Here is a 16,177-nt window from a genome sequence, read left to right on the forward strand (position 1 = left end):
CGGCCGTGCAGCTGGCCGAAGGTCAAGGGAACTGAGCACTCCACTGTGTCCCACAGCTACGCTCGCATGTCCTTTGGGGCAATCGCGGGCCAGTTCGTGGCCAAGTGGTATTGATTCCCGGCAGCCAGAACGTCGGCATCGCCGCCATCAGGCCCTATGAGTTGCATTCCCATGGGCAGACCACTCGCGCCGAATCCGCAGGGAAGAGCCAGCGAAGGAAGCCCGATTAGACTAACGGGGACGACTATCTCCATCCAGCGGTGATAGGTGTCCATCAAACGACCATTGATCGAACTGGGCCAGCGCCAATCCGAGGGGAACGGCCAAACCTGCGCCGAGGGCAAAACAAGGAAATCGTACTGCTCGAAGAGCTTCGTGGCCTCCGCGTACCAGCGCGACCGGGTGACGCTTGCGGCATAGACTTGTGATGCCGTCACTGTCTGGCCGAACTCGATCTCCCATTGGGCCTCCGGCTTAAGGAGGTCTCGGCTTTTCGGATCCGCAAGAAGGGCACCTTTCGAACCCGCATTGAGAAAGCCCCGCAATCTGATCCAAGCCTCCCACAGTTGATCCGCTGCGAATGGCGGGGAAACCAGATCGACCTTGGCGCCAAGCTCCTCAAGCACTCGCAAGCCCTGGCCGCACAATTCAAGAATGCCCGGCTCGCACGCATAGGCGCCGCCCCAGTCGGCAAGCCAGCCTACTCGACGGCCGCGCGGGTTGGTGTCGAGCTGGTGCGAAAATGTCGTCGCCTGCCGCCCGAAGGGCACGCCAGGATTGGGCCCGGCGAGCGTTTCGAGCAGGCGGGCGATATCTTCGATAGTGCGCGCCATGGGCCCGTCGGTCGCCAGCGTCGACAGGAAAGTGTCGCCCGTCGCATCGGCCGGCACGAGACCCCAGCTGGGTCGGAATCCATAGACGTTGCAGAAGGCGGCTGGGTTTCGCAGGCTTCCCATCATATCCGACCCGTCGGCGACAGGCACTAGCCGTGCCGCCAGAGCGGCAGCCGCGCCGCCCGATGATCCCCCTGCGGAGCGGCTCAGGTCGTAGGGATTGCGAGTGGTCCCGAATATCGGGTTGAAGGTGTGACTGCCCTGACCCCACTCCGGCGTATTGGTCTTGCCGGTAAAGATGGCCCCGGCTGCGCGCATGCGCTCGGCGATCAGATCATCCTGTTCGGGCACATGATCCCGATAGAGCGGCGAGCCGAACGTGGTTCGTATGCCGCGCACCTCAACCAGGTCCTTCACCGCAATCGGAATGCCGTGGAGCCAACCGCGTGGAGTTTGGTCATCTATCGACCTCGCCTCGGCCAACAGTTCCTCCGGCTCGCGCGAGGAGACGATGGCATTTACGGACGGATTGGCGGCGGTCAGGCGCGTTAGATAGGCGTCCATCAACTCGGATGGCTTCAGCGCGCGGGTTGCTATGAGGCGAGACAGCTCGCTCGCACTTAGCTCCATCAAAGACATTGGGACCCGCTCTGCACCTTTGCCTCAACTCAAAGCCCTGGACGCTTATTCCGCCTTCTTCATCAGCCGGACACCCGCGCCGCCGCCATTCTCTGGAATAAACTCGATGCCGGCGGCTTCGAATGCGCGCTGGATAGCAGTCACAGTACGCGCTTGGGCCGCAAGCGGACCCGGTAGCGATTCAAGCCTTTTAATCGAAGGAAGCGAGACTTCCGAGGCTTCCGCTAACTGTCTTTGCTCCCATCGAAGCATCGCACGGGCGGCTCGTACCTGTTCGCTCGTCAGCATCGTTAAAATTAATCCTGAAGGATAAATTTATCCCTGAGGCATTGACGTGACCTCAGGAGTTGAATTATTCCTAGGGTATCGAAATTAAACGCACTGAGCAACCCCAATGCCGAACACCATCGTTCCGGCCAACGCCACCGGCTTGCCTACTCCCTGCCGCTACGACCGTTCCGCCGTCATGCGGAGAGCCGTGGTCTTTGCGCGGGCGATGATCGAGCGGGAGCGAGAGCATTACCTGCGCCGCTGGTCCGCCGAAATCCGCTACGGCGGCAAGCGCCCGGCGATGAAGCTGCCGACGTGGCGCACCGCCATGTCGGAAGGTCTCCGGTTCGCCTGGGCTGAAGCGAAAAAGGCCCGCAAGCCCGCGCCGGGTGCTCCGGCCATTTCCGCCGAACTCGCCAAGGTCGAGCTTCGCATTTTCTCCATCCACGCCGCCGAACGGCTCACGCGCACCGAGAGCGCCATGCTCCCGGCTCTGCACGTCCGTGCGGCCGAACTCTCCCGCGCCGCCTTGGCGCACGTCCATCACTGAGGAGTGAAACATGACTTCGAAAACGATGCCCGAGACCTTCGCAGGCCCGCTCACTGAGCCTTGCGTCATCACCGACACTTTCTGTTCCGAGTTGGCCCTGGTCGAGAGCATCGGCCCTTGCCTACGCCTCACCTTCGCGGTCGCTCAGACCATTCACGGGTGCGACGGCGCGAGCGAGAGAACTGTCGTCGCCAAGGTCGTCATTCCGGCCGAAGCCGTAGCATCGCTGCTTCGCCAGATATCCGGGCCGGCAAAATCAGTCGGTCTCGCGCGCGGCAGCAACGAGCCGCGAACCCTTGTGAACTGAAGCGCCAAACAGCTGGAGAAACCCATGACGACACGCCGCAATCTTCTCCGCGCCGCTGCTCTGGCTCCGGTCATCGGAGCGCTGCCCGCCCTCGCTTGGTCCACCGAGGCTGATCCTTCCATCAATGCTGTGAACGCCTACAAAGTCGCGCGCGCGGCCTATGTCGACGCCTGCCAGCGATGGGAGAGTGACGAAGACGTGGATGCGACGGGCCGCATTGAGAGCTTGGCGGCAATCGCCGCCTTGTCGACCGTGCCCACGTCGCCCGCCGGCCTCCGCTCGTTCTGCGAATTCGCGGGTTGGCTTTTGAGCGTTGGCGAAGCGGACCTTACCTATTGGTGGCCCGGCCGTGGCACCGCCGGAGCCGACCAGCGGACCGGTGAAGACATGTACTTTGCGACGCTCGCCGCCGCTGCCGCCGCGCTCCTGCCGGCCGCACCGCAGGATATCGGCGCGCTGCCGGTTTCCGTGCCTGCGCCTGCGCTTCCGTCCCGCGATCCGCTCGCCGATATGATCCGGGCCTTTCACGACGAAGAAGCCGTCATGCGCTCGTTTCCGGGCGATATCCCCGATGACTTCGAGCATGCGGCCTTCGCTGCGCTCGGCGATGATGAATTGCCGCCTGCGCAGTCGCGGGAAGTGGCGCTCGACGCGCTGCGCCTCGCCGTCCGCCTGGGTGATGAAACCCCTGGCGATTATGCGACACCGAACCTCGCCCGCGCTGCGCTCGCATTCTTCGAGGCCCGCGCTTAACCGCGCGGCCCCAAATCCGTCACTGCCAATCATCAGCAAGCCCTAGGAGACTGCCATGCAGTTCCATACCCATGATCCCATGGTTTCCGTGCTCGCCATCTACGAAGCCGAGTTGCAGCGATACAACGCCGACACGTCGCCGGTATCACCTGAGCAAGACAGCATCGATGCCGCCGGCTGGGGCCGCATTTACAGCATGGAGGTGCTGCCGACGCCGACGACCCTGGAAGGCGCCATGGCGGCGCTGCGGGCCGCGCTGCATGAAGAGGGCGACGACCTCTGCGGCTTCACCGGGGGACTGATCCGGGCGACGCTCGGATATCTCGAAACGCAGGCCATACTGAGCATGCACCCCTTGGCTGATCCGACGGGCGGCTCCCCGAGCAGCCCGGTGGCGTCATGAACCGCCGCCCCGAGCCCACGACCTTCATCGCCATCACGCCCACAATGCGCCAACTCATCGAGAACGTCGTCGAGGATCTGATGCTCCTGCTCGACGAGATCGACGGCGACCCAGACATGGAGGAGTTGGATATGAGTGCTGATGGGGGATAGCCTCACCAGCCACAGTAGCGGTTGTGAGGTATGAAAATAGTCGCGCCGTTGCCGTAGCGCACGGTTAGCCGCGACCAGCTATGCGATTCCGCCGAAGCCTCGGAACCTACCTTTGAAAAAACCACCTACGAAAGCTATTGCCTCAGACAAATGGTCGTATGGCGGCGCAGTAACCGCAACGCTTGGTCATCCCCTTCCGGTGCACCGGAGCCTAGAGGAGCGCATAAAGCGAGCTTTCGAGCTTGAAGCTCAAGTGACCGTTCATGCGGATGAACTCAAGGAGATTTTCTTCCACAGGCAACTACCAGATAAATCCCCCAGGCACCGCGACCGATATGTCGCCGCGCTGGTCGTGCTCAGCGGCTACATGAACGCCGTCGGATTTCCAAAATATATTAGCGGCGAACTAATCGCGCTCGCTCAAGGGCTCCAGGATTTGGATCGCGGCACAATCCCGCATTTTCTGAAGCCAGCCGAAGTTACCGCTCGCCCGAGGGACCCGACCGGAGTGTGGGCCGCGAGAAGTTGGGTAGCGGCTGCAGTACAGAGGCTGATCGAAAGCGGCAGCACTAGAAGGGCGGCGTGTAAGTGGATCGCAGATGAGTACGGCATACTGGCTCTATGCATTGCCCCCAGCTCCAAGAGAGAGTTCTTCGCCGTAATAGAAAGCTGGCATAGACAGTTGTCGGAACGAGACCGAATATCCAAGCCGGGCCGAATTCCATTCTATGAGCAAGAGACATTTGACAGCCTCATTAAGGAAACAACATTCGACGCTCGTGAGTTGATGGAAACGGCGCTTTTGCTTTCAGTCCGCGTTGTGGCTCCTGAGGGCGTGGACCTGATAAAGAAAAAGCTCTCGCGCGTGAAAAAAGCCCCCCTCAAATCTCCCTGACGCCGCCCGCATTCTCCTCAGCAACGGCAACAAACGCCGGACACGTCATCGACGTTTCACCGCTGAGGACACGACATGCGCAAGCCGTCTGACCGTATCGACACCGAAACCCTGGCCTATGACGTGAACGACGCCATGCGCGTCCTGAGCATCGGTCGCAACAAGCTCTATGACGAGATTACCGCTGGGCGGCTTGATGCCCGGAAAGTTGGGCGCCGCACTGTGATCCCGCGCGCCGCCATCGAGGCCTGGCTTAGCAACCTACCCCGCGTTGCGACCACTGCCGCCTAAGAACGCGAAAAGCCCAACGCCGCCACAGCGTTGGGCTTTGGAATTCGCTTTGAAACCCGTTCCTCCCCAGGAAAGAATTTCATGACCTATGTAGCCCACGCCCGGAATCCGGGCAAGGAAATTCAGCCGAGCTCTGGCCTTCCGCTCTTCGACTGGCGCCCCTCGCGGGCGCTGTATGCGAACCCCCTGCACGTCATTGCCCGCCGTCTCGCCAAGCGCTGCCGTGTTCCCTTCCATGTTGCGCTCGCCCACGCCGAACAGGCGGGCCTCGGTAAGGAGGCCTGCTAATGCGCGGCCCGCAATCTCTCCTCATCCGCGCCCGCCTCGGTGGTGAAGACGGCAAGGTGATCACGGTGAACGGGCGTGCGGCCTGGGCGCTGGATCAGCTGATGAAGGCCGGCGACCGGGGGCTCACCCCAGTTTCCAATCCCGCCCCGAGGTGGAGCCATTACATTTTTGGACTTCGCCGCGATGGCGTCGCTATCGAGACCGTGGACGAGCCGCACGCGGGCGCCTTTGCCGGCACCCATGCCCGGTACATCCTCCGCTCGCCGGTTGAGGTGCTGGAGCGTACCGGCGCCACGGCCCCGCCCCCACCGCCTGTCCCGGCCGGCGCGCCGCTGGAATACGGGAGGCGCCCGTGAACGTCATTCGCTACCGCAACCGCCCCTTCGCCGTGCTGAACGGCGGCGTCATCGCCAAAGACACGGACCCGTCCAACGTCGGCAAGTTCTGGTTCTTCGTCGAGTACGTCGATGAGGAAGGCGACCGCCTCGGCGTGTGGGATGGCCCCTCCTATGATGAGGGCTGCGCCGCTCTGGCGGCGTGGCGTCAGAACGGTGTGCGTACCGTCGACCTTTTGCAGGGGGCGCCCGATGCCCTCCACTGACACGCACGGCGCTCCCCATTCGGGGGGCGCTGTTCACCCGCGTGATGGCTATGCCATTGTCGAGGTGGAGCAGGAATTGCTGGGCGCTCTCCTCACCATGCCGGACGCATTCGCGGCGGTCGCGGGCATCGTCGCGCCGGAGCATTTCGCGGAGCCGATCCACGCACGGATCTTCGCGGCTCTCGAAGCCCGTCAGACGGCGGGGGCACCCGCCAATCCGGCGACGCTTGCGGTGGATCTCGGGAGCGATTGGCTCCAGCCCTTGGAAGGGTTGGGCATGACGCTGGGCCAGTACATCGCACGCTTAGCGACCGCGCCGGCTCCCGCTGTCATGATCCGGCCGCACGCCCGCGATGTGCGGGATTCCGGCGCGCTGCGGCTTCTCTCCGGTGCCGTGGCTGAGGCCACGACGACGGGCGGGATACCGGGCGATCAACTCACCCGCATCTTTACCGCCGTCGATGAAGCGCGTGCCCTTGTCGTCGAGCGGGAGGGAGCGCGCCGGGCGGCCGGCGAGGTTTCCGGTGCCCTTGTGGAGCGGGTGAACGCGGCCCGCATGGGCGAACCGATAGAGAGCGGCGCGACGTCGGGCTGGCCCGCCCTCGATGCGCTCATGGGCGGGTGGCGACCGGGCCAGTTGGTCGTCATCGCCGGCCGACCCGGCATGGGCAAGACGACCGTGGGCACGTCCTCGGCGTGGCAAAGCGCGGCCGCTGGCAACCCCGGCCTGTTCTTCTCTCATGAGCTTGGCGAGGAAGATTGGAGCGCGCGCGTCCTGGCGGACATGGCGACCAGCCGGGGCGAGGCGATCCATTACGCCAGCGTGCGCCGGGCCAGTCTTATGGGTTGGCAGATGCAGCGCCTCCTCGAAGCGGATGCGAGGTTGAAGACACTCCCGCTCTATGCCGACTTCTCCAGCCGGCTTTCGGTGGCGCAGATCAAAGCCCGCGTTCTTGCCGCCAAGCGCAGCCTGGCAGCCAAGGGCGAGCAGCTGCGCACCGTCTACATCGACTACCTCAAATATCTCACCGCCACGGACCGCTATAAGGGCAACCGTGTGTACGAAATTGGCGAGATTACCGCCGGCCTGCGCGCCATGGCCAAAGAAATGGGCGTGTGCGTGGTGCTGCTGGCGCAGCTCAATCGCGGGGTTGAAGCCCGCGACGACAAGCGCCCCCAGCTATCCGACCTCCGCGAAAGCGGCGACATCGAAGCCGACGCCGACGTGGTGCTCTTCGTCTTCCGCGAGGAATACTACCTCACGCGGGAAGCGGAGGGGAAGGACTGCAAGCCGGAGACGTTGGCTCGCCTTGATCAGGTGCGCGGTACGGTCGAATTGATCGCCGCCAAGAACCGGAACGGACCCACGTCCTCGGTGACGCTGGAGGTGGATATCGCCGCCTCCGCCGTGCGGGATCTTAGCAAGGAAGGGGTGCACTGATGAGCGAACGCCCTTGGTATCGTCGCTATCCCTCAGACTTCCTGCACGGAACCGCCGGCATGTCCCTTGAGGTGAAGGGAGCATATTCCGTCGTGCTCGATCTGATCTTTGACCGGCGGGGCCCGATTCCGGACGATGCCCGGTGGATCGCCGGGCACTGCGGGTGCTCGGTGCGCCTGTGGAACCGCATTCGCGCCGAGCTGATAGAGGCCGGGAAATTGGTCCTGGAAGATGGGAAGCTGGGTAATGAACGAGCGTTGCGCGAAGTCGCGAACGAAGAATTATCGGCGCGAAAACTGGCTGAAAACGGCGCGAAAGGCGGATATAAATCGGCTGAAACTCGCCGTAATCGGGCTGAAAATCGAAGCGATACGAGTGATAACAACGACATAGCTGAAACCGGGCTTATAGCGGGGCTCAAGCATCGCGCGCCCGTTCTAGAACCATATACTAGAATTAACCCTATAGTCCCTTCGCCAAAACCTGACATCGAAGGCCCCTTTCGAGAGTTCAGGCATGCCTACCCGAAACGCGATGGATCGCAGGATTGGGCGAAGGCGAAAACCCGGTTTGCCTCACTCGTCGGCAAGGGCATTCCGCCGGATCGGCTCATCGCCTCCGCACGCGCCTACTGCGCCGAGGCCGTGCGCAAGGGCAACCTCGGCACGAGCTACGTGAAGCAGGCCGCCACGTTCCTGTCGGGCGCATGGGAGGAGTACGGCGGCCCGGGTGCCGAGCCTGGGAATGACCCGCAGCTTGCTGCATGGCCCCGCAACCTTCCCGCCCCGAGTTTCGTCAAATCGACATGGCAGTCTGGAAAGTGGCCCCGCGATGCCTGGGGGGCAGAACCGGGGGCGGACGGGAGCCGCGTGCCACAAGCGATTGCGGCCGACTGGATCGCTGAACGGGCCTCGGCAACGGGAGCGGCGGCATGATCGGAAATGGAAGGCCTCGAGACGCTCCAGAATTCGCGCAGGGAGTCAAAACAAGCCCTAATGGCTCCGTGCCTAGCGCCGACACCAGAGTGCCCGCCAGCGGCCATTCTGCGAATCTGGCGCCGCGCCGACAGCCACGCCGCTGTACTAAGACGAGCGCGTGCGCATGATGCTGTTGTGGGTGGACCATCTTGATGAGTTGAGGAAGGCGATGGCGAGGAATGCTCGAGGCCGTGGATGCGCGTGGAGGATGGGCGGCCGCCGGCCGATGTGGCACGAACTGGATGGAAGGCTGCACCCCCATGAAAACCTCCCGGATATCATAAATGTCGAGGTTAGATTAGGGGCGTTATCAATTAACGGATCGAAGGGCAAATCTATATAAATTATAAACTCTTTCTAAGCTCAAACTGTAAAAATGACGCATTATCTTCGAATATTCCCTCAGGGGGGTAATATTCGAACACTAAAACACCAAACGGGCTTGTGTGAAGCTCAACAGAATATGTCAATGTTATTTGTCTAATTATATTAATACCAAAATTATCAAGCTTTTTCTTTATAGTCGATAATTTATCTCCCGCATTAAGTCCATGACATCTGAAATAAATATACTTATCAATGTCGAGGAAATCTTCATCGTTTTTCAGGCTTGAGACCACTATCGCAATTATCCTGAATATATGGTCAAAATCTTTTTGTAAATGTATCCGCAACCCACCAACAGCGAAGCCGCACTGGTCCGGTATCGAGTCGTCATAAACCCCCCAAGAAAAATAATCTTTTTCCAATTCATAAATTGAATTCAAGAATTCTTTAACATTCTCCAGTGTATCTCCCACAGAAATCGCGCCGAACCGGCCGCATCGAATCATCTCTAACGCGTCGCCATTTATTGCTTTATCACTATTATCCATTATTTCATTATCTCTACTATTTATCTTTATCAGATTTATCATTTTTATCCGAATTGTCAGACTTATCAGATTTTTCGCTTTCTTGTTTGAGTTCCTTTGGAGTCTTCTTTGTGCGGTCAATTTTCGCACCGCTTCTTAGGCGATCAGCCAGCTCTTTTAATTCTTTGGCGCGCTGTGGATCTGACTCTTTCGCATATTTGTCGATCATATCGATCGCCTTATTGCGACCTCTGGCTGTATTAAGGGAATCCTCCATTGCATCAATCGCATCATCATAGCCGGGATGCTTCAGGTCCTTACCATACACGGGACCCAGGGTTACCTTGCCGTCAGGCCCTGGGTTGATGCCGACATGCGGTCCACTGGGTCCTCCGACCTTGACGTGGGGTCCCGAAGTGCCCCAGTCCTTGGTGCCCCCACCCCAAGAAATATCTTTAGGGCCATAGCTTCGCGCCTCGTGGCGTACAGGCTGAGAGCTGGCAGGATCGAACCCTAATGCATCGGCGAGTCTGGAGATCAATCCAGATATGGGCGATCCATTAAAGCTTCCATCATCTGCTAGGTCCGCTGCGTATAGGCTTAACGTTACGGCTGCGGCTATGTCATATGCTGCGGGTGCTGCGAGCAAAAATACCGCATGTCCATTCGGATCGCTCTTATTGATGGGATCGTTGTCGGCATAGGCGTAGCGGTTGGTGCCGACGCCGGGCTCGATGGGGTCGAGCGTGTCGGGTGAGAGGAATCGGCCGATCACCGGGTCGTAATAGCGCGCGTGGAGATAGAGCAGCCCGGTTTCCGGGTCGTGCCGCTCGCCGATGAAGCCGCGCGGCTCTGCCGGGGCGGCGGGCGAGCAGCCGGGGACGGACGGGGCTTCGGCCTGCGTCCGGTCGCCATAGGGACGGTAGGCCGAGCGGCTGGCGACGCAGCCGGTGGCGTCGGTGGTAAGCTTTACGCTCTTGAGATGGTCACGATGCAGGAACACCGGCGCGGTGGCGCCGCCGGCATCCGGCGTCACCAGCTGCGTGTCGGCGTGGACATCGAGCCGCCAGGAGGTCTTCGCCGTCCAGGCGGCAGGCGTGCCCTCGCACGAATAGGAGGTCACCCGCTCGATATCGCCGGTAACGGTGAGCGTCACCTTCTGCGGCGCCGGGGATGTGCAGGCCGAGCCCGGCGGGATCTCCGTCGCGGTGGTCTTCTTTAGCCGCTCGCCCTCGGGGCCGTAGGTCATCGCCACGCTGGCGCCGGCGAGCGTGATGGTGGCAGGACGGTTCTCGCCGTCCCAGGCGAGGGTGCGTCCGCGCCCATTGGTGAGGTTGCCGCCGGCATCCCAGCTCAGCGCCGCGCCGTCGATGGTGAGCGGCGCATGCGGGCGAGGCGCGGTCGGCGCGGGATAGGTGTAGGCGCCGACGCCGGTGGCGGAGGTCAGGCGGCCGGCATTGTCATAAGTGAAGCTCTGGTCGCGGCTGTCGTCGGTATTGTCCGCGGTGATCAGCCGGTCGAGGTCGTCATAGCTGTAGGTCCAGCTGTCGCCCGGCACGGTCGGCGCGGTGCCTGATGTGGCCACCGAGGTGATGCGCCCGCCGGCATCGTGCTGATAGATCGCCTGGAACAGGGTGGTGCCAGCCTTCGCCGTGGTCACCTGGTCGAGCCAGCCGCGCGGCAGCGAATAGGCGAAGGCGGTGGTCACGCCATTGGCATAGGTCGCCGAGGTCGTCTTGCCGGCGGCGTCATAGAGGAAGGCGCTGACATGGCCGGGGACGGTGAGCAGCCGGCCGGCCTCGTCATAGGTCCACGGGCTGGCCGAGGTGCCGACGACGTCGCCATTGGGGAAGCTCTTGCCCCGCAGGCGCCCGCCCTCGTCATAGCGGGTCTCCAGCGTGAAGGTCTCTGACCCTGTGCCTGAGGGTGGCACCGTCCATTGCTCGCGCACCGCCCGGCCGGCCATGTCATAGTCGGTGCGGGTGGCGGAGATGTTGGCCTTGGTCTGCGTGGTGAGCTTGCCGACATTGTAAAAGCCGGCCCGCGCCTCGTCATAGGTTGAGGTCGTGGCCTCGGAAGGCCCGCCGCTTGGCGCCACCGTCTGCGAGGTGACGCGCGAGAGCCGGTCATAGGTGAAGGTCGTCACCGTGCCGCGCGCATCCGTGCGGGTCAGCATGCGCCCGGCGGCGTCATAGGTGTAAGACGAGGCCCCGGCATCGGGATCCTGTGCGACGGTTCGGCGGGACAGCGTGTCGTACTGATAGGACCACGGCGCCCCGATCGGATCGGTGATGGTGGCGAGCCGGTTCAGCCCATCCCAGCCATAGTTGGTGGAGACGGCGAAGCCGCCGAGCATGCGGTCCTCGCGGACCTTGTTGTCGAAGGCGTCGGTGTGGACCACCGCGACATTGCCGTTGGGGTCGGTGGTGGTCGCACTGACAAGGCCGAGCGGCGCGGCGCTGAGGCCGTAGCTCTGCATCATCGTGGCCGCGTCCGGCAGGACGGTGAGGGTCAGACGGTCGAGGCCGTCATAGGTCATGTTCGAGAACTGCGGCGTCTCGTTCTGGTAATAGGGCAAAGAGAGGGTGGCAGTCTCGCCGCGCGTGGTGAAGCTGCGCTGCAGGACGATGGCCTGGTTCGCCGCCGGCCCGCGCGACGAGGTGAGATAGGCGCGGGAGAGCCCATCGAAGAAGTAGCCGGTCCAGGCATCGCCCGCCGCCGTCGCACCGGGCCGGGTGACGATGATCCCCTGGCTCACCGGATTGCCGATGTCGCGGTATTCATAGCCGCGGAAGTCATTGCCCGGTGGCACCAGTCGGGTCAGCCGGCACAGCGCGTCATAGGAGCGGGTGGTCGGCTGCAGGTTGATGTCGGTCTCGACCGCCGCGGCGCGGCAGGTCGGGTTCCACGCGGTGGTGGTGCGGAAGCGGGTATCGCCGTCAAAATAGGGCGGCTGCTTGGTCTCGACCTCCAGCAGGTGATGGACGGCGTCGAAGACGTGTTCGGTGCGGTTGCCGACCTCGTCGATCTCGGCGGTGCGGTTGCCGTAGCTGTCATACTCGGCGGTTCGCTCCACCCAATTATCGGCCGGGCCGAGCCAGCGCCGCATCTTCGTCGGGTCGCCGCGCACCGGCGGCGTCGTGTTGATGGTGGCGCCGTCATAGAACACCAGGCTGCGCGCCAGCGGCGTGCTCGCGGTGCCCCCGGAACCATAGCGCAGTTCTTCGCGCGGCTTGTCGACGATGTAGGCGGTGCTGTTCGGCGCGAAGGCCTTTACCGTCGAACGGTCATCCTGCGCCACGCCGACGAGGCCGCGCTCCTGCAGCGTCGTCACATTGCCATAGAGATCGAAGACCCGCTCGGTGCGGGCGGTGCGGGACTGGCCGCCCGCCCACATCACCCGGTCGGAGGCGGTGTTGCGGGAGTAGAAGGGCGGCAGGTCCAGGCGGATGTCCTCATAGCTCTCGACATCCTCGCGCAGCACGGCGCCGCTGTCGTCCCGGTAGACGAGCCGCTCGATCTTGCCGGCCGAGGCCACATCCTGGCGGAAGGTGTATTCGCGGGTCGGGCACGCCGTCTCCCAGCTCTCGCAGGGCAGCGTCATGGTGGCGGTGCGATAGCCGAGGAAGCGCCGCTCGGCAAAGTCATAGAGCGCGCCGGCATAGGCGTATTTAGTGGTCGAGGTGGTCGCCCGCCCGTCGAAGACCGAGACCTCCTTCACCGTCTGGTAGGTCGAGGGCAGCCGATTGCTGCGCGTCCATTCTGAGGACGGCGCATAGGTCACGCTTGTCACCGCGCCGTAAGGTGTGGTGACTGAGGTCAGGAGGTCCGGCACGCCGAAGGTCGCCAGATACACCCGGCCGTCGAGCGAATAGTTCACCCTCGTCGAGTTGTAGACTTGAGTGGCGGCAGCCCTGATGATGTCCGCCCGCCCGTCGCCATTAAAGTCGGCCGCTCCATAGATGGGAGGCAGATCGATCCGCTCCCAAGGCTGCGACCCACGCGAAAGATAAACGCGGGTGGTGAGGTTCGAATAGGTCTGGCTCCTGGGCTGGAAAGCGATATCGGCCCGGCCGTCGCCATCGAAGTCCCCAAGGGTGATACGAGGTGAATCGTAGTTGAGACTGACAACGTCTACGGGGGGGTCGAACGTCGCGCCGTTTGAGTACGCAATAGAAAGGGCTGTGCCGCCGCCGGCACCCATCGCAATGCGATCCGACTTCCCATCGCCATTGAAATCGGCAGAATACGTGGCCTTCTGGATCGTTGCTCTGGGAGCGAAGTTCCCGCCCGCCGCGTTCAAGTTATAGAGTTTCGTGCCGAGCGCGAGTTCCGACCGGCCATCGCCGTCAATGTCTGGCGCAGCAAATGACGGTGAAGGAAACGAACTCGCCGGCAATGTGGACAGACCGGCGATTGTAACGGTTCGTCCGCTCAAGGCAGACCCATTATAGCTGAACAGCCGAATGGCGGACCCCGTTGTAACGCCGACGGCATCACTCGTCATAAATATGTCTTCGCCGCCATCGCCGTTGAAGTCGCCGACGACGATATTGTGTTTATACGGAACGGGATCCCTGAGACTGAACTGATACCACGGCGTTGGAATGCTCACCGATTTAATGCTCAGCTTGTTTGTGGGCTTGGTGTGGTCAATGCTGTAGACATCTGACCCACCTCGTAGCTGCGGGCATTGAGTGAGGCCCTCGCAGTTTCCACGATATGACTGCGACCAGATAAAGTCGTCTGTCCCGCTCCCGTTGAAGTCAAGGACGATATTATCCTCGACCCAGCCGGTTCCCCTGCTGTTTACGGTCGGGCAAACCACAAGGTTGGGGGCCAAATACCCCATGAATTTGCAATAGCGGTTAAGCTCGTACGGGAACAGATTGGCCGGCTTAGCAAATTCTGCCTTTCCGTCGCCGTTGAAGTCACCAACGCCTTGCGACTTTTTATCGGATGCCGCGTCGAGAAACCTCTCCGAGGTGTACTCCATGCTCGGGTTCGAATAGCTGAAGGTGGTCGGTGGCAGGGCGGTGCCGGTCGCCGAGCCGTCCGGCTGTATGGCGAAATCGCTGCCGAACTCCCGCACCGAGGTCAGCCGGGCGAGCCCGGTGATCGGGCTTGCCTCCTGCGCCAGCAGATAAGCTTTGTATTTGTTGCCATCGACACGGATCTCGATCCGCTTCAGGCGCTTGTCCTGCACCGCCAGGCTGCGGCCGGTGGCCGAGGTCTGGGTGTCCGCGACCGTGTCGGCGATGAAGTCGATCTGCACGCCGGCATAGGTGATCTGGGTCGGCCAGCACGAGGGAAGGATCCCGCAGCTATAGGCATAGGAGACCGCGTTGCCGTGGGTATCGATCACCTGCGCCAGCAGCCAGCGGAACTGATTGCGCAATTTGTCGGGATCGTCATCGCCGCTGGGTACCGTGCTGCCCCAGGCCGAGACCGGGCGATAGATGGAACGGGTGCCATCCCTCGCCGTCACTGTCCAGCTATTGTCGCCCGACGCGAAGACGATGCGCTGATAGCTCTCAACGCGGGTCGCATGGGTGCCGCCGGAGGCGCAGCTCGGATTGGTCGCCGCGGTCGCGCACGGGACGAGCGGCGTGCCGTCGAGGGCGAACGTGTCATTGGCGTCGAACGCCGGGGCGCCCTGCCGCACCGAGATGCGGACAATGTCGCTGAGGCCCGACACCTGCCAGCCTACGCCGACATATCCCGCAAAGAAGCCGCCGGCGCGCAGCCCGAGACTGGAATCATAGACGAGGTCCAGATCCGGCTCGAGGCCCCGGAAGGCCGGCACCTTCAGATCGACGACCTGAGTGTAGCTGCCATTATAGGGAGCCTTGCTCGGCCTGGTCTCGCCGGCATCCGGCGAAATGTTGCTGTAGTCGGTGAAGCCGCCGTCATCATCGTCGCCGGCCGCCAGGACGGCAGCGGCCTGCTGCCCCGCATTGTCGGCCTCGCTCGGCTCGCCGGGCTCCGTGCCAGCCTTTGCTTCCTCGCCAGGCGCTTCCTGCCCCTCCGGCGCGTTCGCGTCGGGCTTTGCTGCTGCCGAGGAGTTCGTCTCCGGACCGGCGGGTGCGACTGTCGCCGGCGCACCGGCATCGGGAGCTGGCGGCGCCGCTTGCCCAGTGGGTGACGGAGGGGCCTGCGCCACGGCGCCGTTGCCCGCATAGAGCGTGACGGCCGCTACGCTGATGACCACCAAGGCAAGGAGGGAACTGGACGACACTGCACGACGACGAACGCTGCCAAGAAAGGTCATCCCGCCCCACCAAACTGCATATGCGTGCACACAAGGCTAGTGCACGTTATGGGCGCGCCGCAACGGGAATGTGACGCAAAAGTGGCGGGACATTTTGCTAGGTCGGACTAAACGCGTTCTCATTCACTGATGCGGACCTATCTCCGACTCACAGTCGCCATGTCTGGCGGCGACAACCTGACTGTCAGGCAGGTTTCGAGAGCTGTGTCTTTGTGCGTTAGGTTCGGGCCGGCTTCTGAGCGACATCGATCCCGCCGATCCCGGACGGCTGGCCGTCGAATCCAAGCGCCTGACCGCGTCCGCGATGCACTCTCCTGCAACCAGTGGCCTGGACTGTCGGGCCCCCGCCCTGGTGATCCTTTGATCACGACTCTCGCCAGACCAACCAAGTGTCGAAGTTCAACCTGATGCCGTCACCGGTGGGGGTACGGCAATGACGGGGTTGTCCTTCCGGGCGCTAGATCTACTCGGCAAACTTCTGCTGCTAGGCGGAACGCCGTTGCAACTTTGAGGGCCATTTCCCGAGTCAGGGACGCCCCACCGACGGCTGTTTAGCCACTACGTGCCCCCCCGAGGGGGGTCACGCACCGCAAAACGCCCGTCAGGAGTCAAATGCGGGGATTTGGAGAGTACGGCGTAAACGTCAAAGTCA

Annotated in this window: 16 protein-coding genes; 12 read left to right on the forward strand and 4 right to left on the reverse strand. The window is 62.5% G+C overall.

Features of this window, described 5'->3' with window-relative positions; genetic code table 11:
* Positions 1 to 56 precede the first annotated feature (56 nt).
* Together ACQY76_RS04970 and ACQY76_RS04975 are read right to left on the reverse strand one after the other, a co-directional pair.
* The gene (locus tag ACQY76_RS04970) at positions 57 to 1,472 is read right to left on the reverse strand and encodes an amidase (RefSeq protein WP_428031794.1); all 1,416 of its coding nucleotides are present in this window, start codon (positions 1,470 to 1,472) and stop codon (positions 57 to 59) included.
* A gap of 45 nt (positions 1,473 to 1,517) precedes the next feature.
* The gene (locus ACQY76_RS04975; protein ID WP_428031795.1) at positions 1,518 to 1,760 is read right to left on the reverse strand and encodes a helix-turn-helix domain-containing protein; all 243 of its coding nucleotides are present in this window, start codon (positions 1,758 to 1,760) and stop codon (positions 1,518 to 1,520) included.
* A gap of 106 nt (positions 1,761 to 1,866) precedes the next feature.
* Between ACQY76_RS04975 and ACQY76_RS04980 the strand changes: the two genes are divergently transcribed.
* The 12 genes from ACQY76_RS04980 (at position 1,867) to ACQY76_RS05035 (ending at position 8,358) form a co-directional block, all read left to right on the forward strand.
* Positions 1,867 to 2,292: a hypothetical protein gene (locus tag ACQY76_RS04980; protein ID WP_428031796.1), complete on the forward strand. Its 426-nt coding sequence runs from the start codon at positions 1,867 to 1,869 to the stop codon at positions 2,290 to 2,292.
* Between the two features lie 10 nt (positions 2,293 to 2,302).
* Positions 2,303 to 2,599 (forward strand): hypothetical protein, encoded by a 297-nt coding sequence (locus tag ACQY76_RS04985; protein WP_428031797.1) that lies wholly within the window; start codon positions 2,303 to 2,305, stop codon positions 2,597 to 2,599.
* A gap of 24 nt (positions 2,600 to 2,623) precedes the next feature.
* Positions 2,624 to 3,352: a hypothetical protein gene (locus ACQY76_RS04990; protein WP_428031798.1), complete on the forward strand. Its 729-nt coding sequence runs from the start codon at positions 2,624 to 2,626 to the stop codon at positions 3,350 to 3,352.
* 55 nt (positions 3,353 to 3,407) lie between these two features.
* On the forward strand, positions 3,408 to 3,755 hold the full coding sequence (locus ACQY76_RS04995; RefSeq protein WP_428031799.1) for a hypothetical protein: 348 nt from the start codon (positions 3,408 to 3,410) through the stop codon (positions 3,753 to 3,755).
* A complete protein-coding gene (locus ACQY76_RS05000) occupies positions 3,752 to 3,907 on the forward strand; it encodes a hypothetical protein (protein ID WP_428031800.1) in 156 nt (51 codons plus the stop codon). Before ACQY76_RS04995 ends, ACQY76_RS05000 begins: the two co-directional genes overlap by 4 nt.
* Positions 3,908 to 4,019: 112 nt before the next feature.
* Positions 4,020 to 4,802: a hypothetical protein gene (locus ACQY76_RS05005; RefSeq protein ID WP_428031801.1), complete on the forward strand. Its 783-nt coding sequence runs from the start codon at positions 4,020 to 4,022 to the stop codon at positions 4,800 to 4,802.
* A 75-nt stretch (positions 4,803 to 4,877) separates the two neighbouring features.
* Positions 4,878 to 5,093: a helix-turn-helix domain-containing protein gene (locus ACQY76_RS05010; protein ID WP_428031802.1), complete on the forward strand. Its 216-nt coding sequence runs from the start codon at positions 4,878 to 4,880 to the stop codon at positions 5,091 to 5,093.
* Positions 5,094 to 5,174: 81 nt separating this feature from the next.
* Entirely contained in the window at positions 5,175 to 5,381 is a 207-nt protein-coding gene (locus ACQY76_RS05015; RefSeq protein WP_428031803.1) for a hypothetical protein, read from the forward strand.
* A complete protein-coding gene (locus ACQY76_RS05020) occupies positions 5,381 to 5,737 on the forward strand; it encodes a winged helix domain-containing protein (RefSeq protein WP_428031804.1) in 357 nt (118 codons plus the stop codon). Before ACQY76_RS05015 ends, ACQY76_RS05020 begins: the two co-directional genes overlap by 1 nt.
* Positions 5,734 to 5,982, forward strand: coding sequence for a hypothetical protein (locus ACQY76_RS05025; protein ID WP_428031805.1), 249 nt, complete (start codon positions 5,734 to 5,736; stop codon positions 5,980 to 5,982). Before ACQY76_RS05020 ends, ACQY76_RS05025 begins: the two co-directional genes overlap by 4 nt.
* Before the next feature lie 76 nt (positions 5,983 to 6,058).
* Positions 6,059 to 7,423, forward strand: a complete 1,365-nt coding sequence (locus ACQY76_RS05030) for a replicative DNA helicase (protein WP_428031806.1) — start codon at positions 6,059 to 6,061, stop codon at positions 7,421 to 7,423.
* Positions 7,423 to 8,358 (forward strand): YdaU family protein, encoded by a 936-nt coding sequence (locus tag ACQY76_RS05035; protein WP_428031807.1) that lies wholly within the window; start codon positions 7,423 to 7,425, stop codon positions 8,356 to 8,358. The genes ACQY76_RS05030 and ACQY76_RS05035 overlap by 1 nt, the downstream gene beginning before the upstream one ends.
* Positions 8,359 to 8,744: 386 nt before the next feature.
* Here ACQY76_RS05035 and ACQY76_RS05040 read toward each other — a convergent pair whose 3' ends face one another.
* Both ACQY76_RS05040 and ACQY76_RS05045 read right to left on the reverse strand, forming a co-directional pair.
* Positions 8,745 to 9,317, reverse strand: coding sequence for a hypothetical protein (locus ACQY76_RS05040; protein WP_428031808.1), 573 nt, complete (start codon positions 9,315 to 9,317; stop codon positions 8,745 to 8,747).
* On the reverse strand, positions 9,292 to 15,525 hold the full coding sequence (locus ACQY76_RS05045; RefSeq protein ID WP_428031809.1) for an RHS repeat-associated core domain-containing protein: 6,234 nt from the start codon (positions 15,523 to 15,525) through the stop codon (positions 9,292 to 9,294). The genes ACQY76_RS05040 and ACQY76_RS05045 overlap by 26 nt, the downstream gene beginning before the upstream one ends.
* Positions 15,526 to 16,177: the final 652 nt, after the last annotated feature.

The sequence above is a fragment of the Ancylobacter sp. genome (assembly GCF_965279025.1).
Taxonomy (GTDB): Bacteria; Pseudomonadota; Alphaproteobacteria; order Rhizobiales; family Xanthobacteraceae; genus Ancylobacter.

Coding starts and splice junctions, on each gene's coding strand:
- ACQY76_RS05010 (WP_428031802.1), top strand. CDS start 4,878: ATGCGCAAGCCGTCTGACCGTATCGACACCGAAACCCTGGCCTATGAC.
- ACQY76_RS04990 (WP_428031798.1), top strand. CDS start 2,624: ATGACGACACGCCGCAATCTTCTCCGCGCCGCTGCTCTGGCTCCGGTC.
- ACQY76_RS05000 (WP_428031800.1), top strand. CDS start 3,752: ATGAACCGCCGCCCCGAGCCCACGACCTTCATCGCCATCACGCCCACA.
- ACQY76_RS04985 (WP_428031797.1), top strand. CDS start 2,303: ATGACTTCGAAAACGATGCCCGAGACCTTCGCAGGCCCGCTCACTGAG.
- ACQY76_RS04995 (WP_428031799.1), top strand. CDS start 3,408: ATGCAGTTCCATACCCATGATCCCATGGTTTCCGTGCTCGCCATCTAC.
- ACQY76_RS05015 (WP_428031803.1), top strand. CDS start 5,175: ATGACCTATGTAGCCCACGCCCGGAATCCGGGCAAGGAAATTCAGCCG.
- ACQY76_RS04970 (WP_428031794.1), bottom strand. CDS start 1,472: ATGTCTTTGATGGAGCTAAGTGCGAGCGAGCTGTCTCGCCTCATAGCA.
- ACQY76_RS05040 (WP_428031808.1), bottom strand. CDS start 9,317: ATGATAAATCTGATAAAGATAAATAGTAGAGATAATGAAATAATGGAT.
- ACQY76_RS05035 (WP_428031807.1), top strand. CDS start 7,423: ATGAGCGAACGCCCTTGGTATCGTCGCTATCCCTCAGACTTCCTGCAC.
- ACQY76_RS04980 (WP_428031796.1), top strand. CDS start 1,867: ATGCCGAACACCATCGTTCCGGCCAACGCCACCGGCTTGCCTACTCCC.
- ACQY76_RS05045 (WP_428031809.1), bottom strand. CDS start 15,525: ATGACCTTTCTTGGCAGCGTTCGTCGTCGTGCAGTGTCGTCCAGTTCC.
- ACQY76_RS04975 (WP_428031795.1), bottom strand. CDS start 1,760: ATGCTGACGAGCGAACAGGTACGAGCCGCCCGTGCGATGCTTCGATGG.
- ACQY76_RS05020 (WP_428031804.1), top strand. CDS start 5,381: ATGCGCGGCCCGCAATCTCTCCTCATCCGCGCCCGCCTCGGTGGTGAA.